19 protein-coding genes are annotated in these 22181 nt (G+C 50.6%); 14 read left to right on the forward strand and 5 right to left on the reverse strand.

The window, feature by feature from the left end:
• Nucleotides 1-79 precede the first annotated feature (79 nt).
• The 3 genes from L1285_RS10555 (at nt 80) to rlmB (ending at nt 5554) form a co-directional block, all read left to right on the forward strand.
• On the forward strand, nt 80-2242 hold the full coding sequence (locus L1285_RS10555) for an ATP-binding protein (protein WP_235412298.1): 2163 nt from the start codon (nt 80-82) through the stop codon (nt 2240-2242).
• Between the two features lie 84 nt (nt 2243-2326).
• On the forward strand, nt 2327-4810 hold the full coding sequence (gene rnr, locus L1285_RS10560; RefSeq protein ID WP_235412299.1) for a ribonuclease R: 2484 nt from the start codon (nt 2327-2329) through the stop codon (nt 4808-4810).
• A gap of 3 nt (nt 4811-4813) precedes the next feature.
• The gene (rlmB, locus tag L1285_RS10565; RefSeq protein ID WP_046004838.1) at nt 4814-5554 is read left to right on the forward strand and encodes a 23S rRNA (guanosine(2251)-2'-O)-methyltransferase RlmB; all 741 of its coding nucleotides are present in this window, start codon (nt 4814-4816) and stop codon (nt 5552-5554) included.
• 34 nt (nt 5555-5588) lie between these two features.
• Here rlmB and yjjG read toward each other — a convergent pair whose 3' ends face one another.
• From yjjG to L1285_RS10580, 3 genes are all read right to left on the reverse strand, one after another.
• A complete protein-coding gene (gene yjjG, locus L1285_RS10570; RefSeq protein ID WP_235412300.1) occupies nt 5589-6284 on the reverse strand; it encodes a pyrimidine 5'-nucleotidase in 696 nt (231 codons plus the stop codon).
• The gene (gene yjjX / locus L1285_RS10575; RefSeq protein WP_235412301.1) at nt 6281-6814 is read right to left on the reverse strand and encodes an inosine/xanthosine triphosphatase; all 534 of its coding nucleotides are present in this window, start codon (nt 6812-6814) and stop codon (nt 6281-6283) included. The genes yjjG and yjjX overlap by 4 nt, the downstream gene beginning before the upstream one ends.
• Nucleotides 6815-6888: 74 nt before the next feature.
• Nucleotides 6889-7788: a phosphoribulokinase gene (locus L1285_RS10580; protein WP_046004835.1), complete on the reverse strand. Its 900-nt coding sequence runs from the start codon at nt 7786-7788 to the stop codon at nt 6889-6891.
• A gap of 170 nt (nt 7789-7958) precedes the next feature.
• On the opposite strand from L1285_RS10580, the gene L1285_RS10585 reads away from it, so the two are divergent.
• The 10 genes from L1285_RS10585 to L1285_RS10630 all read left to right on the forward strand — a co-directional run bounded on the left by L1285_RS10585 (nt 7959) and on the right by L1285_RS10630 (nt 18330).
• Nucleotides 7959-8822 carry a hypothetical protein gene (locus L1285_RS10585; protein ID WP_235412302.1) on the forward strand — a complete coding sequence of 288 codons (864 nt, stop codon included), beginning with the start codon at nt 7959-7961 and terminating at the stop codon, nt 8820-8822.
• Nucleotides 8823-8908: 86 nt separating this feature from the next.
• Nucleotides 8909-9925, forward strand: a complete 1017-nt coding sequence (gene galE / locus L1285_RS10590) for a UDP-glucose 4-epimerase GalE (protein WP_235412303.1) — start codon at nt 8909-8911, stop codon at nt 9923-9925.
• A gap of 368 nt (nt 9926-10293) precedes the next feature.
• Nucleotides 10294-11307 (forward strand): tRNA dihydrouridine(20/20a) synthase DusA, encoded by a 1014-nt coding sequence (dusA, locus tag L1285_RS10595; protein ID WP_209052809.1) that lies wholly within the window; start codon nt 10294-10296, stop codon nt 11305-11307.
• A gap of 174 nt (nt 11308-11481) precedes the next feature.
• Nucleotides 11482-12147, forward strand: a complete 666-nt coding sequence (locus tag L1285_RS10600) for a PspA/IM30 family protein (protein WP_235412304.1) — start codon at nt 11482-11484, stop codon at nt 12145-12147.
• Between the two features lie 59 nt (nt 12148-12206).
• Complete coding sequence (locus L1285_RS10605) at nt 12207-12413, forward strand: PspC domain-containing protein (protein WP_235412305.1); 207 nt, start codon at nt 12207-12209, stop codon at nt 12411-12413.
• 9 nt (nt 12414-12422) lie between these two features.
• The gene (locus L1285_RS10610) at nt 12423-12746 is read left to right on the forward strand and encodes a hypothetical protein (RefSeq protein ID WP_235412306.1); all 324 of its coding nucleotides are present in this window, start codon (nt 12423-12425) and stop codon (nt 12744-12746) included.
• Nucleotides 12747-12886: 140 nt separating this feature from the next.
• Complete coding sequence (locus L1285_RS10615; protein ID WP_235412307.1) at nt 12887-13396, forward strand: copper chaperone PCu(A)C; 510 nt, start codon at nt 12887-12889, stop codon at nt 13394-13396.
• Between the two features lie 8 nt (nt 13397-13404).
• Nucleotides 13405-14403 carry a DUF2333 family protein gene (locus tag L1285_RS10620; RefSeq protein ID WP_235412308.1) on the forward strand — a complete coding sequence of 333 codons (999 nt, stop codon included), beginning with the start codon at nt 13405-13407 and terminating at the stop codon, nt 14401-14403.
• A 4-nt stretch (nt 14404-14407) separates the two neighbouring features.
• Nucleotides 14408-15169: a TIGR04219 family outer membrane beta-barrel protein gene (locus tag L1285_RS10625; protein ID WP_046004827.1), complete on the forward strand. Its 762-nt coding sequence runs from the start codon at nt 14408-14410 to the stop codon at nt 15167-15169.
• Between the two features lie 506 nt (nt 15170-15675).
• Nucleotides 15676-18330, forward strand: a complete 2655-nt coding sequence (locus L1285_RS10630; protein WP_235412309.1) for a TonB-dependent receptor — start codon at nt 15676-15678, stop codon at nt 18328-18330.
• A gap of 67 nt (nt 18331-18397) precedes the next feature.
• Here the strand turns inward: L1285_RS10630 and L1285_RS10635 are convergent, their stop codons facing one another.
• Together L1285_RS10635 and L1285_RS10640 are read right to left on the reverse strand one after the other, a co-directional pair.
• A complete protein-coding gene (locus L1285_RS10635) occupies nt 18398-19276 on the reverse strand; it encodes a TIGR03899 family protein (RefSeq protein ID WP_235412310.1) in 879 nt (292 codons plus the stop codon).
• Nucleotides 19273-19803 carry a hypothetical protein gene (locus tag L1285_RS10640; protein WP_235412311.1) on the reverse strand — a complete coding sequence of 177 codons (531 nt, stop codon included), beginning with the start codon at nt 19801-19803 and terminating at the stop codon, nt 19273-19275. Before L1285_RS10640 ends, L1285_RS10635 begins: the two co-directional genes overlap by 4 nt.
• Before the next feature lie 184 nt (nt 19804-19987).
• Between L1285_RS10640 and L1285_RS10645 the strand changes: the two genes are divergently transcribed.
• Entirely contained in the window at nt 19988-22180 is a 2193-nt protein-coding gene (locus L1285_RS10645; RefSeq protein WP_235412312.1) for a bifunctional diguanylate cyclase/phosphodiesterase, read from the forward strand.
• Nucleotide 22181: the final 1 nt, after the last annotated feature.

Below are 22181 nucleotides of genomic sequence, written 5' to 3' on the forward strand. Positions count from 1 at the left end.
AGATGGATTAGATTTTGCTTCCAGAGCGGACAAAATTAATACTATACTAGTAGTTCTTTTTGACGATGTTTGATGAAGTATGGGCGATCCGAAACAACTTTTACAGATCCTGGCTTTGACGTCGTGCGTGTGTGCGCTGTTTATGCTGGTCAACTGGTTTATTCATCGTCGTTTGCTCGGAACCCGGTTATGGGCTGGCTTTTCTGTCTGTACTGCGCTTGGCTGTATTTTCATCGCCTCCTTTTCGCTGTCTGTGACCTGGACCATCTTTATTTCCAACAGCCTGATCTTTATTGGCTTGTATTGTTTAAGCCGGGGCAGTGAGCAATTTTTTTCGGTGCCAAAGCTGACCTGGCCCTGGGTTTTACTGGCGGGGGTATTTTTCCCGGGTTATCTGTATTACACCTACTTTGATGCCAATTTTATTGCCAGGGTGATTTTAAATTATCTGGGGTGGGCGCTGAGTATGATTTTATGTCTACGTGCGTTATGGCTGGGCCAGCGACGGTTGTGGCAGAGCTTTTCTCCGGCACACTGGACCTTTGCACTGGCCTGTGTTTGTCTGTTTATCGTCTTTACCGTGCGCCTGGCGATGCTGCACCATTACTCTCAGCACGACAGCCTGATCACCAATAACTGGGTTAATCAGTTTTTCTCGGTGTCTGTCATCGTAATGCCTTTGATCTTGTGTTTTTCTTTGTGCTTGTTGTGTAGCGGACGGCGTGAAAAAGAGCTCCATGAATTGCGCCACCGGGCCGAGCTGGCCGCGCAGCACAAAGAGCGCTCGCTCACATTGCTCAGTCATGAACTCAGAACCCCGTTAAATGCCATTGTTGGTCACGCAGAGTTACTGAAACGGGCCCCGCGTGAGCCACAACAGCACGGACAGTTTTGTGATGTGATTATTGCCACCGCTATGTCGATGTCGGACCTGGCTAATCAAATCTTGTTGCAGGCACGTGGCGCTGTGCCAAACACCATTATAGAACCGGTTAACCTCGCCAGTCACCTGAAAGAGCAAATGACCTTCTTCCGGCCACTGGCCGAGAAAAAGCAGCTGAAGTTGTCGCTGACCATGCAAGGCATAGATGCCAATTTGCAGGTTATGATAGATAAAGACCCCTTTACTCTGGTGATCAAAAACCTGTTATCCAACGCGATAAAATACACTGAGCGCGGCGAGGTGGAATTAATCGTCTTTGGCTATGCGCTGAATCCGAATCGTCATCAGCTGCGTATCGCTGTTAAAGATACCGGGGTCGGGCTGAGCCGCGCGCAGCAGCAAAAGGTGTTTGAGCCCTTTGTCACCTTTGGCGCGCCGCGTGCGATTGCCGATAGCGCCGGGGTGGGCCTGGCCTTGTGCAAGCAACTACTGGAAAACATGGGTGTCGACCTTGAGGTCGAAAGCGTCCCAGGCCAGGGCAGTGAGTTTTTCTTTGAGATGCAGGTCAATTCGCAGCGCAGCGAACAAAGCGAATTGCCCGAAAGCAGGCCGACGACGCTGGGCGATATGTCTGTCTTAGTGATTGAAGATAATCACCTGAATCGTGAAGTAGTGCGCGGGTATCTCGATACTTTGGGCCTGGGTTATCAGATGGTTGAAACTCTGGCCGCAGCGGAGCAGCAGCTCACAGAAAGCCAGTTTGACGTGCTGCTGTTGGATATGCACTTACCGGATGGCCATGGCTTAGAATGGTATCAATCGCGTTTTGCAGACTTGGGATTGGCACACCCACCGGTGGTGGTGGCGCTCACCGGTGACGTTGATCAGCAAGCGCGTCAGGCCTATCAGCAGGCTGGTATTTACAGCTGTCTGGAAAAGCCCTTACGTATTACTGCGCTGCGTCGGGTATTCGAAAGCATTGTACAGCAGAACAACAGCGGCCTGGCGGCAACCGAGGCCGCTTATGTGGATCTGACCTTTGTTGAGCGCCAGTTAAGCGAGTCATCCGAGCGTTCCGACTTTTCCTCGCGGTTAATTTATCTCAGTGATCGACTGGATTATGAATTTGCTCAGTTACGTGGTCTGGCCGATATTCAGGCCGACGAATCGCTGCGCGAAAAACTGTTGCAACTGGAGCATGAGGTGGAGCAGCTGGGGTTATATGCTTTACGTCAGGCATTACATCAGACCCGACGCCGTGCAGCACAGGAGCGCGACATAGACTGGTCTGCCTTGCATCAGTTTGCTAAACAAAGTGCCTCGGCGCTGCAATCCTGCCATCAGCGCCTGAATGCCTGAGCACTTGAAAAAGCGCAAGGTTAGGTGGGCCATTGGCAGGATTTGAGTTAGAATACAGGTATAACTTCTCTACATACTCAGTGAATGTCTAAACAGGATCCCTATCTCAGCCGAGAACAAGAAAAATACGATAACCCGGTACCCAGCCGTGAGTTCATTCTTGACCACATACAAAAAAGCAATAACAAAAACAATTTCAGCCAGTTATGTCAGGACCTCAAAGTTTTTGAAGATGACCGACAGATTGCCTTCAAGCGCCGACTCAGAGCGATGGAGCGTGATGGCCAGCTGTTTTTCAACAAGTTTAAGTGCTACGTGATCCCAACCGACGATGGCCTGGTAAAAGGCCGGGTGATCGGGCATCGCGATGGCTTTGGCTTTTTGGAGGTCGAAGGGGAAGCCAAAGACTGGTTTATCACTAAGTATCAGATGGACAGAGTATTGCACGGTGACTGGGTGCTGGCGAAAGCGGGTTCACGTGGCTCAGGTGGCAAAGTAGACGCGCGCATTGTACGGGTGCTCGAAAAAGAACGGGCACCGCTGGTCGGGCGCTTTTTTGTAGAGCACGGTATGGCCGTGGTGGTGCCGGAAGATCCGCGCCTCACCCAGGACATTATCATCTTACCCGGCAGCGAAAATGGTGCGCGCCATAACCAAATGGTGCAGGTGGAGATTACCCAAAGCCCCAGCAAGCAAATGAACGCCGTGGGCAAGGTCACCGAAGTATTGGGCGATCACATGGCGCCGGGGATGGAAATTGAAGTGGCGTTGCGCAACCATGAAATCCCTTATGAATGGCCACAGCCGGTGCTGGATCAGGTCGCTGAACATGGCGAGTTTGTTGCCGAGCCGGATAAACAGGGGCGGGTTGATTTACGGGCGCTGCCGCTGCTGACCATAGACGGGGAAGATGCCCGGGACTTTGATGACGCGGTTTACTGTGAGCGCAAAAAGTCCGGAGGCTGGCGTTTATGGGTCGCCATTGCGGATGTCTCTCATTATGTGCCAAAAGGCAGTGCGCTGGATAAAGAAGCCATCTCGCGGGGGAACTCGGTCTATTTCCCTGAGCAGGTGGTGCCTATGCTGCCCAAGGTCTTATCAAATGGCCTGTGTTCGTTAAACCCGCAGGTCGATCGCCTGTGTATGGTGGCCGAAATGACGGTGTCCGAAGCGGGGCGTCTGTCGGGCTATCGTTTTTACGAAGCAGTGATGAATTCTCATGCCCGTCTGACCTATACTAAGGTCCACGCCATGTTGCAGGGTGATGAAGGTCTGCGCGAGCAATATCGCGAACTTTACCCGCATATCAGCGAATTACATCAGATGTATATGGCGCTGAAGTCGGAGCGTCAGGCTCGCGGTGCCATCGAGTTTGAAACCCTCGAAACCCGTTTTGTGTTCAATGCCCATCGCAAGATCGAATCCATTGTGCCTGTGGTACGCAACGATGCGCATAAGTTGATCGAAGAATGTATGATCCTCGCCAATGTGTCGGCAGCGCGTTTACTGGAAAAACACGAAGCCAGTGCGCTGTATCGGGTACATGACCAGCCGGATCCGGAAAAGCTCAGTCAGTTCAGGTTATTCCTGCAAGATTTGGGCATTGAAAGCACGCTAGGCCACGAGCCCACACCGCTGGAGATCACCGAGGCCCTGGCCGGTCTGGGTGAGCGCCCTGAGCTTGAATTGATCCAGACCATGCTGCTGCGCTCGATGAAACAGGCTGTCTATCAGCCCGATAACATCGGCCACTACGGCCTGGCCTTAAAAGCGTATGCACATTTTACTTCGCCTATTCGACGTTATCCGGATCTGGTGGTACACCGTGCGATTAAAGGCATTTTAGCCCAGCAGGGGCAGCAGGTGTCTGGGGCTTATGCCTACGAAAATGACGAAGCCAATCAGCTCGGCGAGCAGTGCTCTATGACAGAGCGCCGCGCCGATGATGCTACCCGCGAAGTGGCGGACTGGCTGAAGTGTGAGTTTATGCAAGATCACGTGGGTGATGAATTTACCGGGGTGATCTCATCGGTTACTAACTTCGGTTTATTTGTCAGGCTCGATGAACTGCAAATTGACGGCTTGATCCATGTCAGCAACCTGGGCCATGAATATTTTCACTTTGATGGTGCCAAGCATTGTCTGATAGGTGAGCACAGCCGCAGCGTGTTCAGGCTGGGTGACAAGTTGAGCGTCGTGGTGAACTCCGTCAGCCTGGATGAGCGACGCATTAATCTGGCACTGGCGGAAGAAGCCGTGTCGGATCGTTATGCCAGACGACGCCGTAAAGCGGCTGGCGGTGCCCCCAGCAGTGTCCGCGCGCAGCTGAAAGACGGCAAGATCCCAGGCAAAGACAGCAAAGCCGATAAAGACGCGAAATCGGCCAACAGCGAAGGCAAAAAGCCGAAAAAGGGTAAGAAGACTACGCCCAAAGGCAGCGCCAAAAAAGCCAAGCAGGCAGGGACACTGAGCCCCAAGAAAAAAGCCAAGAAAAGTGCAAAGAAAGCCAAGGCAAAACGACCTGGCAAAAACGCGCGTAAAAGAAACAAACCAAGTGCGGGAGCTTAAACCTTGAGTAATGAATTAATCTTTGGTTTCCATTCCATTGAAGCCATTTTATCCACCACCCCTGAGCGCTTTTTAGAGATCTATGCGCTCAAAGGACGAGACGACAAGCGTCTCAATGCCGTCGTCAATGAGGCGCGTAAGTTTGGCATTTCTGTGCAGTTTATGCAGCGCAAGGCGCTGGACAATAAAGCCAATGGTGAGCAGCATCAGGGGATCATTGCTAACGTTAAAGCGGCCAGAGTGCTCAACGAGCGCGATCTGGATGAGATCTTAGCCCGAGAGTCTACTCCTTTCTTTTTGGTGCTCGATGGGGTGACGGATCCGCACAACCTTGGCGCCTGCTTGCGCAGTGCGGATGCCGCCGGTGCGCACGCTTTAATCGTGCCCAAAGACAAGTCGGCCAAGCTCAACGGTACGGCCCGTAAAGTGGCCTGTGGTGCGGCGGAAACCGTGCCACTGATCCAGGTGACTAATCTGGCACGGACACTAAGAGACATTAAAGAAGCCGGTGTCTGGGTGGTTGGCACCGCAGGTGAAACCGATACTGAACTGTTTGATGCCAGCCTGAGCGGCCCAATCGCCATTGTGATGGGGGCAGAAGGCGACGGTATGCGTCGTCTGACGCGCGAACATTGTGATGTACTGGTGAAAATCCCTATGGTGGGCACTGTATCCAGTCTGAACGTTTCGGTGGCCACCGGGATTTGCTTATTTGAGGTATTACGCCAGCGAAATAATCAGTAACCGCTTGGCACTCAGTGAGATGAAAAAGGCAAGCTTAGCTTGCCTTTTGTGTTTCTGGGTCCAGCAATAACACCTTGAGCTGCGTTAGATTATCGACCGTATAAGTTGGCTTGATTTCAGGCGGGCACTCGGCACCCGGGTGGCGTAACCAGCAGCTGTCGATACCAAACCGATTGGCACCGAGCACATCACTGGCAGGTGTATCACCAACCATCAATACCTGAGACTTATCTGGATTGCCCAGCAATGACAGTGCGTGCTCAAAAACGCGGGGATCGGGTTTAGCCACACCCACCTGCTCAGAAATCACAATACTGTGAAAATAATCTTTGAATCCGGTGTGTGCCAGACGTTTTTCCTGCAATGCGGTAAAGCCATTGGTGATGATGGCCAGAGTCGCTTTGCCCTGTAAAGCATGTAATAACTCAGCTGCACCAGGCAGTGGGTTACAGAGCTCGGCCATGGCATCTAAAAATCCGAGGTTGAGGGTTTCAGCGGGTACATTGAGGCGCTCAGACCAAAATGCAAAGCGGGTGATCTGCAGGGTTTTTGCATCAATTTCACCGTTCTGATACTGCACCCACAGAGGTTTGTTGATACGTTGGTATTCGGCGTTATCGGCTTCGCTAAACTCGACATTGTAACGGGCAAACAGGGCCTTCAGGCCTAAAAAGGCATTGAAACTGAACAGGGTTTCATCGGCATCAAAGAGAATATGGGTATATTTCATGCGTACAGCTCTGGATGGTTAAAGGGGGCCATGGCCAGTAACAGGGCCTGAGTATAGGCGCTTTCTCGGGTTGCCAGATGGTTGGTCAGCAAACCTATCGCGCCTCCTTTTTGTTTTATATTGTCGGTATTGAACAGGCGGTCCATCACGTGACCCAGTTCTTCTCCCGCCAGCAGCGCATCATAAATCCGTTGCGGCAAAGGCAGGTTGGCACTGCGGCCAATGCTCTCATGCTGACCATTAGAAATGACCACAAAAGCAAAGGTAGCGGGGCCATAGGCAAACTGATGGGCACCGCCTTCCATTGCACAGTAATAGTCGGCTGTGTGTTGGTCAACCAGGTATCGTACGCGGTTTTGTGCGCCCAGTAGTGTGTCGGCTTCGCCCAGTGGTTGGTTGGCAACCCCGCTTGGCGCATCTAAGCCTTCACATTGGATGTCACTGTCTGGGTAATATTGCGTGAATATCTGCCTTGCGGCATTGATCTTAACCGGGTTCTTTGACCCGACGAGTACCTTAATAACTGCCATGTGCGATGCCCTGAAAAAGCGCTAGTGTAACGGCTTCGCCGGGCAGGTCGCAAGCGGTGAAGTGTAACTGTGCGTTAAACGGGTAAATCCAGCGGTACAATTTGCTCCAGTGCCCGCTTCTTGGTAAGTAAGTCTTTGATAAGCGGTGTTAACACCAGCTCCATTGCCAGCCCCATTTTACCACCCGGGACCACTAAAGTGTTCACGCGCGACATAAAGCTGCCCTGGATCATCTGCAAATAATAGGGGAAGTCAACGTCTTTGATGTCGCGAAAGCGGATCACCACAAAGCTCTCATCCAGTGAAGGAATATCTTTGGCGCTAAAGGGGTTGGAAGTATCGACCGTTGGAACACGCTGAAAGTTTATATGAGTGCGTGAGAACTGAGGCGTGATATGGTTTATGTAGTCATCCATACTGCGCACGATTGAGGTCATAACGGCTTCGCGGGAGTGGCCACGCTCATGGGTGTCGCGGATCAGTTTTTGGATCCACTCCAGGTTGATGATCGGCACCATGCCAATCAGCAGGTCGACATGATGGGCCACATCATGCTCTTCGGTCACTATGCCGCCATGCAGGCCTTCATAAAACAGCATGTCGCTGTTGCTGTCCAGTTCCTGATAAGGCGTAAAGGTACCAGGTAGCTGGTTGTAAGGCACTGCGTCATCAAAGGTATGCAGGTAGCGTCGGACCTGGCCGGTGCCGGTCTGGCCATAGCTTTCAAACAGGGCTTCGAGTGCGGCAAAGTCATTGGCTTCCTGACCAAAATAGCTCAGGTGTTTACCTTCTTGCAGGGCCTCGCGTTTTAACTTATCCATTTCCGGGCGGGTATAACGGTGGAAGCTGTCGCCTTCGACAAATTCAGCTTTGGCGTCCAGGCTGCGAAAAATGTGCTTAATCGCGGCTGTGGTGGTGGTGGTCCCGGCACCAGAACTGCCCGTGATCGCGATGATTGGATGCTTTGCAGACATTTTGTCCCCTTACCTGGCTCAGCTGGCCTGAGCGTAACTTCCGATTAACACCTCTCGATGTTACTCGATAAGGGAAAATTCGCAAGGCATTTCGCGGCGACTTGCATGGCGATGATTGAGTTCCTACGCTCGCCCGGTATGATAGCGAAAAAAACAAGGGATATAACACAATGACACTGCTGAAAAAGATCATCACAATCGGGTTGCTATGGGGCGTAACGGGCGCGCTCAATGCGATGCCAGCCTCCCAGCTGTGGCTGGCGGAAGAACACGCCGGTACGCTCTCGGTCAAACCGATTAGCGCAGCGGATGGCTATCACAACCAGCCTTTGGTTGTCGACAATGGCGTCTATTTTACGCAGCAGGTTCAAAGTCCTGAAGGGGCCCAAACCGACCTGTTTTTTTATGATTTTACCACTCAAGAGGCCCGTAATCTCACCAATACTCCGGTGTCTGAATATTCACCTACTCTATACCCCTATGATGACGGGCTTTCTGCGGTGGTCGTTGAAGCCGATGGCTCGCAAAAATTGTGGTTTTATCCATTTTCTGAAGCACACTCACCGAGGCGGCTTTTTGAGCATATTGCCCCTGTGGGTTACCACGCCTGGGGCGAAGACGAGCAACTGGTAATGTTCATTCTTGGCGCGCCACACACTTTGCAATTCACCGATTTAAAAGGGCATTTACCTAAAGTAGTGGCCAGTGATATCGGCCGGACCCTGGCTTATAATCCTGCGCGAGCGATATACAGCTTCACCTATACCACCCAAGGCCAGCAGTGGTTTGCCAGTTTCAATGCGAAAACACAGCTGGTGACGCAACACTTTGCGCTGCCAAACAGTGTTCAGTATTACACCTGGTTTGATAACAACACCCTTGCCTATGCCATTGATGGTCGTATTTATACCCGTCAGCTGGATAATCCAAATAAAGTGCAATTATGGCGCAACCTGTCGGCTTATTGTGCCGGGAATATTTCGCGCCTGAGTAAGCAAGGACGACGACTGGTGTTTGTGTGTGACAGGGCCTAAACAGGCGCGGTCATTATCGGCAAAGCACTGACACATCCGACGTGATCGTTTACAATGAGCACAGTTATATTTTTAGGAAAAGAACTATGACCGTCTTAGTTACCGGTGGTGCCGGGTATATTGGTTCGCATACTGTGCTGGAGTTGCTAAATGAAGGCAAGGATGTGGTTGTTGTCGATAACTTGAGTAACGCCTCGCAGCAATCTTTGCAGCGCGTAGAGTCGCTGACAGGTCGCGCTGCGACCTTTTATCAGGGTGATATCTGCGACAAAGCATTTCTCGACGGGGTTTTTGCAAAACATCAGGTAGAGCAGGTGATCCACTTTGCCGGATTAAAGGCGGTCGGCGAGTCAGTGCAAAAGCCAGTCGAGTATTATCAAAACAATGTGCAGGGCACGCTGACTTTACTCGATGCAATGCGCGATGCCGGTGTATTTCAGTTGGTGTTTAGCTCTTCTGCAACCGTTTATGGCGACCCCGCCAGTTTACCGATCCGTGAAGAGTTTCCTGTGGGTGGCACAACAAACCCGTACGGTACCTCTAAACTGATGGTAGAGATGATCCTGCAAGACCTGGCTAAATCAGATACGCGCTGGGCGTTTGCGATTTTGCGTTACTTTAATCCGGTTGGCGCACATATCTCAGGCCAGATAGGTGAAGACCCTAATGGTATTCCAAACAATCTGCTGCCTTATATTGCACAGGTTGCAGTGGGCAAACTAGAAAAGCTGGGCGTGTTTGGCAATGACTATGACACCCATGATGGTACCGGTGTACGCGACTATATTCATGTTGTTGACCTGGCCATTGGTCACCTGAAAGCGCTGGACAAGATAGCAGCGCAATCCGGCGCGCATGTCTATAACCTCGGCACAGGCAACGGCTACTCGGTAATGGACATGGTCAAAGCCTTTGAAAAAGCCGCAGGTAAACCAATCAATTACGAAATAAAACCGCGACGCGATGGCGACATTGCCGCGTGTTATGCCGCCCCTGAAAAAGCCCTGAATGAACTAGGCTGGCGCGCGAAACGTGGCATCGATGAGATGATGCAGGACACCTGGCGCTGGCAAAGCCAAAACCCGAACGGGTATGAAGGTTAACCCTCAATAAGCGGCCCGGCGTGGCCGCTTACCCCACCCCCTGTCAACGCTGGATGAAACTCATCACAACAGCGTGTATAATTCCCCCCTTAGCTATACCAATTTCACTTAATACCTGTTCAATTTGACTGAGCAAATATGACGCTAACTATGTTAAAAATTTCTCATTTAGAACAACTAAATAGCAAAATTTTTGTCTTGTTATCGACCCTATTTTCTCGCCTCAAAATAGAACACTTAATTAAGCAAATTGGTATTATATTGATGGCCACTCGCGACCCACTATTTGCGACAGACGGGCCCGCATGTAGTTTGGTATTAGTCTTGTTGGCAGTTTCGAGCTGTTAATTTGAGCGTTCAGAGGTAGTATGACAAACACAGATAATTCAGGCGCAAGCCCTCTAGACACAAGCAATCCGGCGTTTCGCCGCTTTTCCGTTGCGCCCATGCTGGATTGGACTGATCGCCATTGCCGGACTTTTCACCGTAAGTTGACTCAGCACGCGGTGCTTTACACTGAGATGATCACCACAGGCGCGATTATCTTTGGTAAGGGTGATTATCTGCATTTTGGTGAGCACGAAATGCCGGTGGCATTGCAGCTTGGCGGCTCAGACCCCAAAGCCCTGGCTGAATGTGCAAAGCGCGCTGAGCAATACGGCTATAACGAAGTGAACCTCAACGTAGGTTGTCCGTCGGATCGGGTGCAAAATGGTCGTTTTGGTGCATGTCTGATGGCAGAACCTGAGCTGGTGGCTGAGTGTGTCGCAGCGATGAAAAGCGAAGTCTCTATCCCGGTGACGGTGAAAACCCGGATCGGGATTGATGAGCAGGACTCCTATGAATTCCTGACCCGACTGATTGAAGCCTCAAAAGCCGTCGGCTGTGATGACTTTATCATTCATGCCCGCAAGGCCTGGTTGCAGGGCCTGAGTCCTAAGGAAAACCGCGAAATTCCTCCGCTGGATTACCCTCGTGTCTATAAGCTCAAGCAGGATTATTCGGATCTTCATATCAGTATTAATGGTGGCGTTAAAACCATTGAGGAATGTCAGCATCACCTGGCACACCTGGATGGCGTGATGATAGGCCGAGAAGCTTACAGTAATCCGTTTATGCTCTCTGAGGTTGACAGTGCCCTGTATGGTGCGCCGGCCTTTACCCAGACCCGTCATCAGGTTGTCCGTAGCATGTACGACTACATTGAGGCTGAAATGTCTAAGGGTGCGAACTTTTGGCATATCGCTCGCCATATGCTGGGGATTTTCCAAAACCAGCCGGGTGCCCGTGGTTTCCGTCGTCATTTGTCGGAAAATGGCCATGGTAAAAGCGCCGATATCAGCGTGATGGAAAAAGCGCTGAGCTTTGTACCGGAACTGTAGTTCTAATTTTGGTCAAAAAAGCTAACAATGTGCTTTTTTGACCACACCCCTTTCTTTATCTCTTGTCTCTACAATCAATACTTTTATTTAACCATCTGATTTTTATTCATAAATGTTTTTTGGCATAAACCTTGGAATAAGTTAATCAACATTAGCTTACTCAAGGAGCCTGTCATGGCCTTAATCGACCGAATCGAAGATTTAATCAAAGCCGAGTTTAATGCGTTGCTCGACAAAGCAGATGACCCGAAAAAAAACCAGCGTCAGATTCTGACTCAGCTTGAGGAGGCGCTCAGTGAATGTCGCAGCACTGTGGTACAGGTGATCTGTGAGCAAAAAGCGCTGGCGCGCCGCAATCAGACGCTGGCTAAAAAAGCCGAGCAGTGGCAACAGCAGGCTGAGTATGCGCTGCAAAAAGACCGCGAAGATCTGGCCCGCGCTGCGTTGCTGGAAAAGCAAAAATGTCAGCAAGCCCAGCAGCATATTGAAGATGAGGCGGCGCAGTTACAGCAGGCTTATGACAAGCTGGAGCAGGACGCGCAAACCCTGACTGAAAAGCTTAATCAGCTACGCCACAAAGAAGCGCAGCTGGCACGCCGTGAAGACACAGCCACCACCCAGCTGAAAGCACGCAGTGTAGCAAGTCAGCAGTCGATAGCAGACGCTTTAAGTCGATTTGAACACCTTGAACGTAAGGTTGAGCGGGTCGAAGCCGAAGTTGACAGTTATGAGCTGGTCAGCAAAGAGCAAGCGCAATGGCAGGCGCTGGAGACACTGGCACGTGAAGAGCAAGTAGATAAAGCCCTGGCCGAGTTGAAACAAAAAACGCAACCCGCTTAGGTGAAAACAATATCGGTGCCCGCAGGCCCCGCAAGGTAGTTATAGTGAGGAGAGATCTGATGACAGAACATGATACTTATTACAGTACAACACGAGCGCAGCAACCGCGCAAAAAAGTGGCCGGGGTATGTGTCAATGTCGCAAACAGGCTGGATATGCCAACCTGGCTGGTCCGTGTGATCACCGTCTTACTGGCACTAAAAGCACCGGTATTGGTCGTGATGGCGTACTTTATCGCCTGGATTGTGCTCTCGGAGCGCACCTGAGGAGGCACTATGAAAGCGGCATTTATCTTACTGATTGGTTTAGTGATGCTATCCGCTTTGTCCTGGGTGTCATCGCCACTGGCCTGGTTCAGTGTCCCTGAGATTGTCCTGGATATTAGCTGGGTTGGGATCGAAATGCTGAGCCTGTTTGTGGCTATGATCGCCGTTTTTGCTTTATTGGCTTTGCTGAGCATAGGGTTGCTTGGCGTTATGTTAGTTGTGCTCATTGGGCTAGTATTGGCACTGCTATTTAACTCGGTACTGATTGCCATTCCGTTGTTATTTTTGGTTGCAATCGGCTGGTTGGTGAGTGATAAACAGGCGCTGTGCTAAGGCGCCTGTTTTGCGCTCTTTTTGGCATTATGCGCTAAATTGAACGCAGCAGCAGGCTGTAAAGAAATGGTGATGAAAGCGCGTTAAACTAAGGCTAATGTGGTATAGTCAATGGACTATACTCAACAAGGAAAGCGCTTATGATCAAAAATTTAGCCTTCTTTTTACTGTGTACTTTGCCCTGGGTGTCACAGGCACATCCGGACCATACCCACGAGGCGGCACACCATGCCCATGCTGAACCGGGCTCGATGCAGTTGATGCACGCCAGGCTGCGAGACTTTCTGCCTACAGCCAGCTCGACCGCCGGCTATTTTACCCTGACCAATACCAGCCAGCAGGCTATGACCTTAGTTAAGGCCGAAATAGAAGGGCTGGGGCGAGTTGAGATCCACGAACACACCCACGTCAATGGCATGATGCGCATGCAAAAGATAGACAAACTTGAGATAGCGCCAGCTAGCCAGGTTGAATTTAAGCCCGGCGGCTACCACCTGATGGCCTTTGAGCCGACAAAACCATTAAAAGTGGGCGAAAATCGTAAACTTACACTATATTTTGCTGATGGCAATCGCGTCTATGGGTTGATTGAAGTGGTGTCACTAAAGGCGCAGATGCATAACGCGAAAAATGGACATCAGCATCACTAGGAGTCTTGATGGATCACAAAACACACAGTCATGTGGGGAAAGTCTGGGCTGCACTGGCAGCAATCCTGTTGCTCGGTTATGGCCTGGCAATTTACTGGAGTGCGGAGCCTGAGCAGTTTGATGTGGTGGGCAGTGCGCAGCGCCACGCCGAGCAGACTAACACTCAGCTGGTGACCGGTTACGTCACTACCCACACGCTTATTACCGTATCGCAAACCTTGCTTGATAAACCGGGCGGCTATTTATCTAATGATGTGCTACCACCTAGTGTGATCATGGACAATATGCCGGCCTGGGAATATGGCGCGCTGGAAATGGTACGTGACATGGCCTTGTCTATGCGCAAAGATTTTAGTCGTTCTCAGTCGCAATCAACCGAGCACCCCAGTCTGAAAAAGGCCCAGCCGCAGTTTAATATCAGCTCAACGGCCTGGTTATGGCCCAGCGCCGAAGGCGAGTATCGCACCGGTATTGCGCATCTGAATGACTATTTGCTGCAAATTTCTAATCCCGCCGATCAGGGCAGTCAATTTTACGCCCGGGCAGATAACCTCAGGGGCTGGCTGAAAGAGGCTGAAAAACGCCTGGGTAGCCTAAGTCAGCGGCTGAGTGCCAGTGTTGGCCAGGACAGGCTGAACACTGACCTGGCTGGCGACAGCGCAGCGAATCAGGCAACCTCTGCCGCCAATCACCATGAAGTGAAAACATCCTGGTGGAAGATTGACGATGTATTTTATGAGTCCCGCGGTGCCACCTGGGCTCTGTTACACTTTTTAAGAGCGGTAGAATACGACTTTGCGGATGTGCTCGAGAAGAAAAATGCAAAAGTGAGCCTGCAACAGATCATCCGGGAATTAGAAGCCACGCAGGAAACCGTGTGGAGCCCGATGATTTTAAATGGTAGTGGTTTTGGATTGGTCGCCAATCACTCGCTGGTGATGGCGAACTATATTTCCCGGGCCAATGCGGCTCTTATTGAACTCAGTGAACTTTTAGCGCAAGGATAAATAAATGAAAAAGTACTGTTTAGCGGCAGCCTTATCTCTGGCCTGCCTCGCACCTGCAGCACAAGCAGACACCCTGTTAGGGTTATATTTGGGTGGTGAAGCATGGGGCGCAGAGCCAGAAGGTAGCTTTGCGAACAAGGGCAATCAGCAAGACTTTGACTTTGTTGATAAAAACTTCTCGAGCTTCTATGCAGCGCTCGAGCATCCGGTGCCTTTAGTGCCGAACGTCAAGCTCAAGTATACCGAGTTAAAACTGGAAGGTTCAGCAGTACTGAATGAAACCTTCGACTTCGGTGACAAAAGCTTCACCGTGGGCGGTACAGTGAATACAGTGGGCGATCTGAACCACATGGATTACATCCTGTATTATGAGCTGTTCGACAACGATTTGGTGTCGTTTGATTTCGGTCTGAATGCCAAACACTTTGATGGCGATATCAGCGTGACCGGTTTTGCTAACGGCGAATCAACCACAGAAACGGTGGACTTTTCAGGCTTTATCCCGCTGGGTTACCTCAGAGGCGAAGTAGGCTTACCACTGACCGGGTTGAGTGTGTTTGCCGAAGGCAGCTTACTGGCCATTGATGACAGTAAAATCCAGGACTTCCAGATTGGCGTTGCCTGGGAGTTTATCGATAATATGGCTGTGGATGTGGCAGTTCGCGCGGGTTATCGCTCTATGGTGGTTGAACTGGACGATGTCGATGATATCACTACCGATTTAGATGCATCGGGCCCGTTTGCAGGCGTACAGGTTCATTTCTAAATCAATAAAACCAGAGCGGGTGTCCCCGCTCTGGTTGTTACTGCCTAATGCTCCGTGTAACAACGGTGTGGCTTATTTAAACAACTGATTTTATACGTTTGGGTGATTTCATTATCCTGCCCACCGCTGGCAAACGCCCTGGTCCGGGTTTACTTAGATAGCCTGTAACAATGGCTCTACACTCCGCCTCGCCTAAGCGCTGCAATCCAGCAGCAGAGCATAACCCCCCAAGTTATTTAAATAGCTCACTTTTTTATAGTGATTTCTTATTGATGTTCAACGCATTTATGTTGCTGCCCTGGAGATCCGTCGGTGCTATCCAGTTAACACGTGAACGTTTCGTTGTAAATTTTCAATACTCACACTCTTTGTTTGTGAATTGTGTACATTTGTGTTACTAAATGTGTGTTGACCCTAACTTTGGGATCAGCCTGCGCACTTTGCCGGTTAAGTAGTACGGACAACTTAAAAAAACACAACGAAAGTTAGTATTCAGGAGTAAGGAAATGAATAAGAATAAACTGTTGCGCGCCGTGCAGTATGCCATTGGTGGCTCTGTTCTGGCCAGTAGTGTGGTGGCCCTGCCCGCACTGAGTGAAGAAAGCAGCGCTGAGGTTGAGCGCATTGAAGTAACCGGATCGCGGATCAAACGCCATGATCTGGAAAAATCCGCCCCGGTGTCGATTGTTGATGCCGCTCAGATTGAGATTTCCGGCGTTGAAAACGTGGCCGATCTTATCAACCGCCTACCAGCCATTACCGGGATCACCAACACTACCCAGGCCGGTAGCGCCACATCGAGTATTAACCTGCGGGGTCTGCCCGGTACGGCGACTCTGGTTTTGATCAACGGCCAGCGCGCTGCCAATAATGCCTCGGATGGCGAAACTGTCGACATTAACAGCATTCCCCCTTCCGCGATTGCACGCATTGAGGTGCTCAAAGACGGTGCGTCGGCCATTTATGGTTCCGATGCCGTTGCCGGGGTAGTGAATATTATCCTTAAAGAGCGTTATGACGGCTTTTCGGTCGACGTGAACAAATCGGTATCAGAAGAAGATGGTGGCGACTCTACCAGTATGAACCTGCTGTTTGGTGGCGCATCGGATAAAGGCTCATTTGTGATCGGGGCCAATATTTATAAGCAGGACGCGGTATATTCTCGGGACCGTGATGCGACCCGGGTCACGCCGCGGCTAAGCTCAGCTATCCCTTCCGGGTTGGCGGCAATTTCAGGTTATAAAACCAATGACGATGGCAGCGTGGTATTTACCGGCAATGAGGAGGATGCATCAACCGTCACCCGGATCAATTCAGCAACGGATCTGTCCGGTTATAGCAGTAAGTTTGACCTGTACAACTACCAGCAAGTCACTTCAGAAGTCCCCGATAACAAGCGTTTCTCTATTTATGGCAGTGGCACCTATGAACTGAGCGATGAGCTGATTGTAAAAGGTGAATTTATCCATTCAGACACCGAAGTGTTTGAGACCTGGGCTTATGCCCCGATCTTCTCTGCTTTAGAGGTGGGTGATGTGTCGTGGAAGGCCACCAGCCAGTATAATATTTTTGGTCAGGATGTGGCTGACTGGCGTCGCCGTATGACTGACTCCGGCGAGCCGCGTTTCTTTGCCCACGACACCCAGTTTGACCGCATTGTACTGTCACTGCAGGGCAGTTTTAACGACAACTGGCAGTGGAGTGCGAAGGCACTGGGCTCACAGAGCCGCTATCACCAGATCTATGTTAATGTGATCAACAAAGAGCGCCTGAAACTGGCCGTGGGCGATAAAGACGTCTGTGCCCAAATTGAAGGGTGTGTGCAGATGGATCCGCTGGCACCGGCCGGTGCCATGAACGAAGAACAATGGCGTTATGTGCTGACCGACGTACAGATGGCTGGTAAAGCCAATGTGGAGTCTTATCACTTCGACGTTAATGGCGATTTATTCGAACTGAGTGCCGGGGCGGTTGGCTTTGCTGCCGGGGTGGAGTTTAGAAACGAGCGTTTCGACAAGCAACCGGATGGCCTGATTGAAAACTTTGGCACTATAGGCGGGGTTAACCTCAAAGCCACAGAGGGCAGCCGGGATGTTAGTGAGGCCTATGCCGAGGCATTAATTCCGGTAACGGAAAATTTTGATATCAACCTGGCGCTGCGTTATTCCGACTTCAGTGACTTTGGTGATACGCTGAACCCCAAAATCGGTTTTGACTTTAATCCGGTTGAGTCCGTCAAGCTGCGTGCGACATACTCTACCGGGTTCCGTGCGCCGTCCTTGCAGGAGCTTTATCTTGGCGACTCGGAGGCATTTGATTGGTTGACAGACCCCTGTAGCGCCGACAATGCCGGGTCTACCCCGGCAACCCAGGGATGTGTTACGCAATCAGATCCTAATATCCTCCAGTTTCTGACAATCACCGCGGGTAATTCGGCTAAGCTTGAAGCAGAAGAGTCCGAGAGCTTTACTGCCGGGGTGGTGTGGAGCCCGGCGGTGGATAATGACTTCAACATCCGTCTGGATTATTTCAGCATTACCTTAGAAAACGCCATCGATAACCCCAAGCAGTACTTTATCGACAAGAATGCGGCGGGCGATACTGAGCTGGGCAATCGTGTCATCCGAAGTGCCAATGGTAACATTAATCGTGTCGACGTCACTTATCTGAACCTCTCTGAACGTGAAGTGTCCGGTTTTGATCTGGGGATAAACTATGCCCTGGACACCAGCATAGGTGGATTTAACTTTGGCGCTGAGCTGTCCTGGTACGAAAAGTACAACGACCAGGCACACCCGGAAGCAGAAGTTATAGACCGGGTTGGTACTTACGATAACGGCTCAAACGCCGGGTTGTTACCTGAATACAAGCTATCGGGTTTTGTGACCTGGAAACAGGATGACTTGACCATTGACTTGCGTACTCAGTGGATGGATGAAGTGGAAGATCTGGCTAAAGCGGATACCATGATCGATTCTTATACCCGCTTTGATGTGACCGCTGCGTATAAGTATCAGGAAAACTGGACCTTCTCAATGGGGGTCGACAACCTGTTGGATGAAGAGCCTCCACATATATCGACTGTTCCTTCAGGCATTGAAGGCAACACCTATGATGTAACGGGGCGCAGCGTCTTCTTTAAGGTGAAGTACGAACTGTAAACCCGACCCTCTTGCTCCAAAATTGGGGCAAGATCTTTTCTCCCTATTTAGGCTCCCTTAGGGGAGCCTAGTTCCAGTGCAAGGTAAATTCTTCTTCAAACGCCTTACCAAGCAGTTGCCTGTAGGTTTTGTTCACAGGGGTATTGATGAGCTTTTTCAGTTCATCACCGGTTTGGGTTAGCTTGTAATAGCTCAAGACCAGATCGTTGCTGTTTGCTTCAATTGACAGGTGTTTGCCCTGATAGGCCAGTGTCAGCGACTGACCTTTTTGCAAGTTGGCTGATTCAATCTCCTGGCGATAGATTAAATTAATGTCCATCAGGGTCAGAATATGTGGAAAGCTCAATCCGGCCTGCGCCAGGTTCAGAGATTCTTTTGCGCCTTTGCGGAGTAAATCGAACAGCGATGGCTTTTTATAAAACCCCAGCAAAATAAGATAGCTGTCTTCTTTTTCCAGATAGCCGCATAAAGACGCACAACGCTGCAGCGCATCGGCCTCTTTTTGTGTCATTTGTTTTAGCGTTTGCAGGCTTTTGATTGAAAAGGTGCCCGGCGCGATTGATTCACCGACTAAAATTTTAGCCCAGAGTTTTTGCATGGCACTGTTGGCAATGTCCTCGGCCAGGGCGATAAAGTGCTCCAGCCAGTCCGGGTCGGGGCGCCCCCGGCTGGTGACATCGGGGCATAAAGTCAGTGACATGCCCATAATTGACTCGATATTGCGTTGCTGGGCAATCCGCTGCAACTGACTGCGCTTGAGTGCTCTTTTCAGTACGCCGTGTTCGCTGCGCACAATAAATTGATTTTGGTTCGCATCGGGGGTCTGCGCAAAGCGTCGGTCTTCGGAGTGTATCGCGGCTTTTGGCTGTTTGATCATGGCGTAGCCCAGCTTCTCTTCGATAAGAAGCGCTAAACTGGAGCGTGCCTGGGCATTTTTTATTGTCATACCACTCCCTGCGTGTGAAATTTTAACTGGCTGATCAACTGGTTCAGCATCATTTTGAGTTGTTGTTCTATATAGTAAGCCGCAAAGCGGGCATACAGTCCGCCCACCAAAGGCGTGTGGTTTTCCCCTCTGGCACTGAACTGGACCAGTAAGGTGTCGGCCTGGGGTTGTAGCAAAAGCTCGATATGGGCGACGTGCTCGGCATTGAATCGCAGTTGAATGGCTACGCGCTGTTGTTCCAGGCTCAGCACTGTTACCTCTGCCAACCCCCAGGGATGGGCCAATTCACCATAGCCGCCTACGTGCTCAGCCTGCGTCAGAAACACCAGCTGCAGATCTGGTTGGGGCGTCAATAGCCCTTGCCAGTGTTCGGCATTTAAATACTTTTGTAAGACTGGCAGGTCATGATTGGCTACCCGCTGCGCTGTGTGGGCCTGATAGTCAGAGGGAAGCAAAGCGGTGGCCACAATCAGGCCGAATATCAAAACAATGCTGAACGTAAAAGCCCGAAAAATTGATGCTGTCATAACCTGCTAAGAGCCGCTATATTATTTAGTTAACGAGCACAAGTTGTTGAACATCGACTATAATATTACTTGAGTGTTAACGGGTATGGATCTTGATAGTAAAAACCTATCATAATTTATAAGATAACACATAGGCAAATATGTCATGTGGGCAGAAACTAAGTAGTTGAACATAAGGTTGATGATGGCGTCAGAACAAGAAGAGTTTTTGTTTGCGGATCAAGACTCAACGCATGACTCACAAGAAACAGTCAGCGCGTATTGGGATGTACTGGTTGTGGACGACGATCCGGAGATCCACTCGGTTACTAAGTTGGCCCTGTCCGGGGTTGAGTTCTGGGGGCGTGCGCTCAAATTTCATCATGCTTATTCGGGTAAAGAAGCACTGGAGGTGTTGTCTCAACATCCCGAAATTTGCATCCTGTTGCTCGATGTGGTGATGGAAAGCGATGACGCGGGCCTGTCCGTTGTAAAGAAAGTACGAGATGAATTTGGCAATTACGCCGTGCGGATCATTTTGCGCACCGGGCAGCCAGGCTATGCGCCGGAAGAAAAAGTCATTCGGGAATACGACATCAATGACTACAAAATGAAAACTGAGCTGACCCGCGGTAAGCTGGTCACCTCTTTACTGACTGCCATTCGCTCATACCAACAGATCTGCGAACTTGAACAACAAAGCCTGGCACTGACCAACATCCTCGAAGCCTCCCATGCCATCTTAGGCCACACAGATATGCCGTCTTTTGGTTTGTCTGTCGTCAATCAGCTGGCTAAAATTCTCGGCTCCGAACCCCATGGTCTGGTGGCTGGCGCAATTGAGAAAGACGCTAAGGTGCTGGTGTTTGGTGGCACAGAGCCTTACTTAACGCACATTGGCCAGGGGCTGGAGCAAATCGACAATGGCCGGGTGATCATGCAGGTGCAAAACTGCTTTGATATGGATGCCCATCAGCAAACCGATCACGACGTGACCTTTTTACTGCAAGGTAAAAATCGTCGCGCAGCCATTTATCTGGAAGTGGCAGAGCCACCTAATGCGGCGCAGATGCAATTTGCGGAAATCTTTTTGACCAATGTCAGTGTCGGCCTTGATAACATAAAACTGATCAACGAGCTGCGCGATGTTGCCTATAAAGATGCCCTGACCCGATTACCAAACCGGGCCAACTTTGTTGATCAGATAGCGCAATATTATAAGTCTGGGCAAGATAGTCTGGTGTTTGTGCTGATTGATATTGCGCAGTTTTCGGATATCAACAACGGCTTAGGTCAGGAAGTGGGCAATTTGCTGCTGTTGGCGGTGAAAGAGCGCCTGCAACAGGAGTGTCCGCAAGGCGAGCTACTGTCACGTATCGGGGCGGATGTATTCGGGGTCTTGCTGCCAAAGCAAAGTTTTGATGAAACCCTGTTTTTAGATGCGCTCACCGTGCCTTATCAGGTTGGTGAGCATGTACTTACCATGCACTTTCATATCGGCGTGTGCTGCCAGAGCGACTTTTCATCGCAAGGGCTGGAAACGCTGAAACTGGCCTACATTGCCCTGAACCAGGCAAAACAGGCGCGCCAAACACTGAACTGGTATAGCTCAGATCTTGAAGAGAAAATGGCCTGGCGACTGGGCCTTATTCGCCAGCTTAGGCAAGACTTTGAACAGGGCAAGCTGGAAGTCTGGTATCAGCCGCAGCTGTGTTTACAGTCTGAGTCCAGTGCCGTGATTGGCTGTGAGGCCCTGCTAAGGTGGCCAACCGGAAAGGGTGACTACATTTCGCCGGCGGTGTTTGTGCCGCTGGCAGAAGACGCCGGTTTAATTGTGGAAATCGGCCAGTGGGTGCTGGAGCAGGCCTGTGTGATGCAAAAGCAACTGAGCTCGCTGGGCCATGACATCAGTGTTGCCGTTAATGTGTCTGTGCCGCAGTTTAAGGTGTCTAATTATGCCCAGCAGGTCAAGCAGACCATTCTGGATCACGATGTTGAGCCACAAAAAATTGAGCTGGAAGTCACAGAAAGTGTGGTGATGGATGAAATTAATACCGTAGTGCACACCCTCAGCGAACTGAAATCCTTTGGTGTTGAAGTGGCTATCGATGACTTTGGTACTGGCTTCTCTTCATTGAGCTATTTACAAAAGCTACCACTGGCCAGACTCAAAATAGACCGCGCGTTTGTTAAAGGGATCCCCCATGAAGATTCCGGCGCCATTGCTGAGCTGGTGATCTCTTTAGGCCGCCACCTTGGGCTTAAAACCATTGCTGAGGGGGTTGAGACGCAGGAGCAGGCAGATATTTTACGTGCCCTGGGATGCGATGAAGTACAAGGGTTTTTCTTCGCCAAACCCATGGCCGAAGCCGATTTGCTGGCGTATTTAAAAAGCTAGG

The sequence above is a fragment of the Pseudoalteromonas sp. DL2-H2.2 genome (genome assembly GCF_021532535.1).
GTDB lineage: Bacteria > Pseudomonadota > Gammaproteobacteria > Enterobacterales > Alteromonadaceae > Pseudoalteromonas > Pseudoalteromonas rubra_A.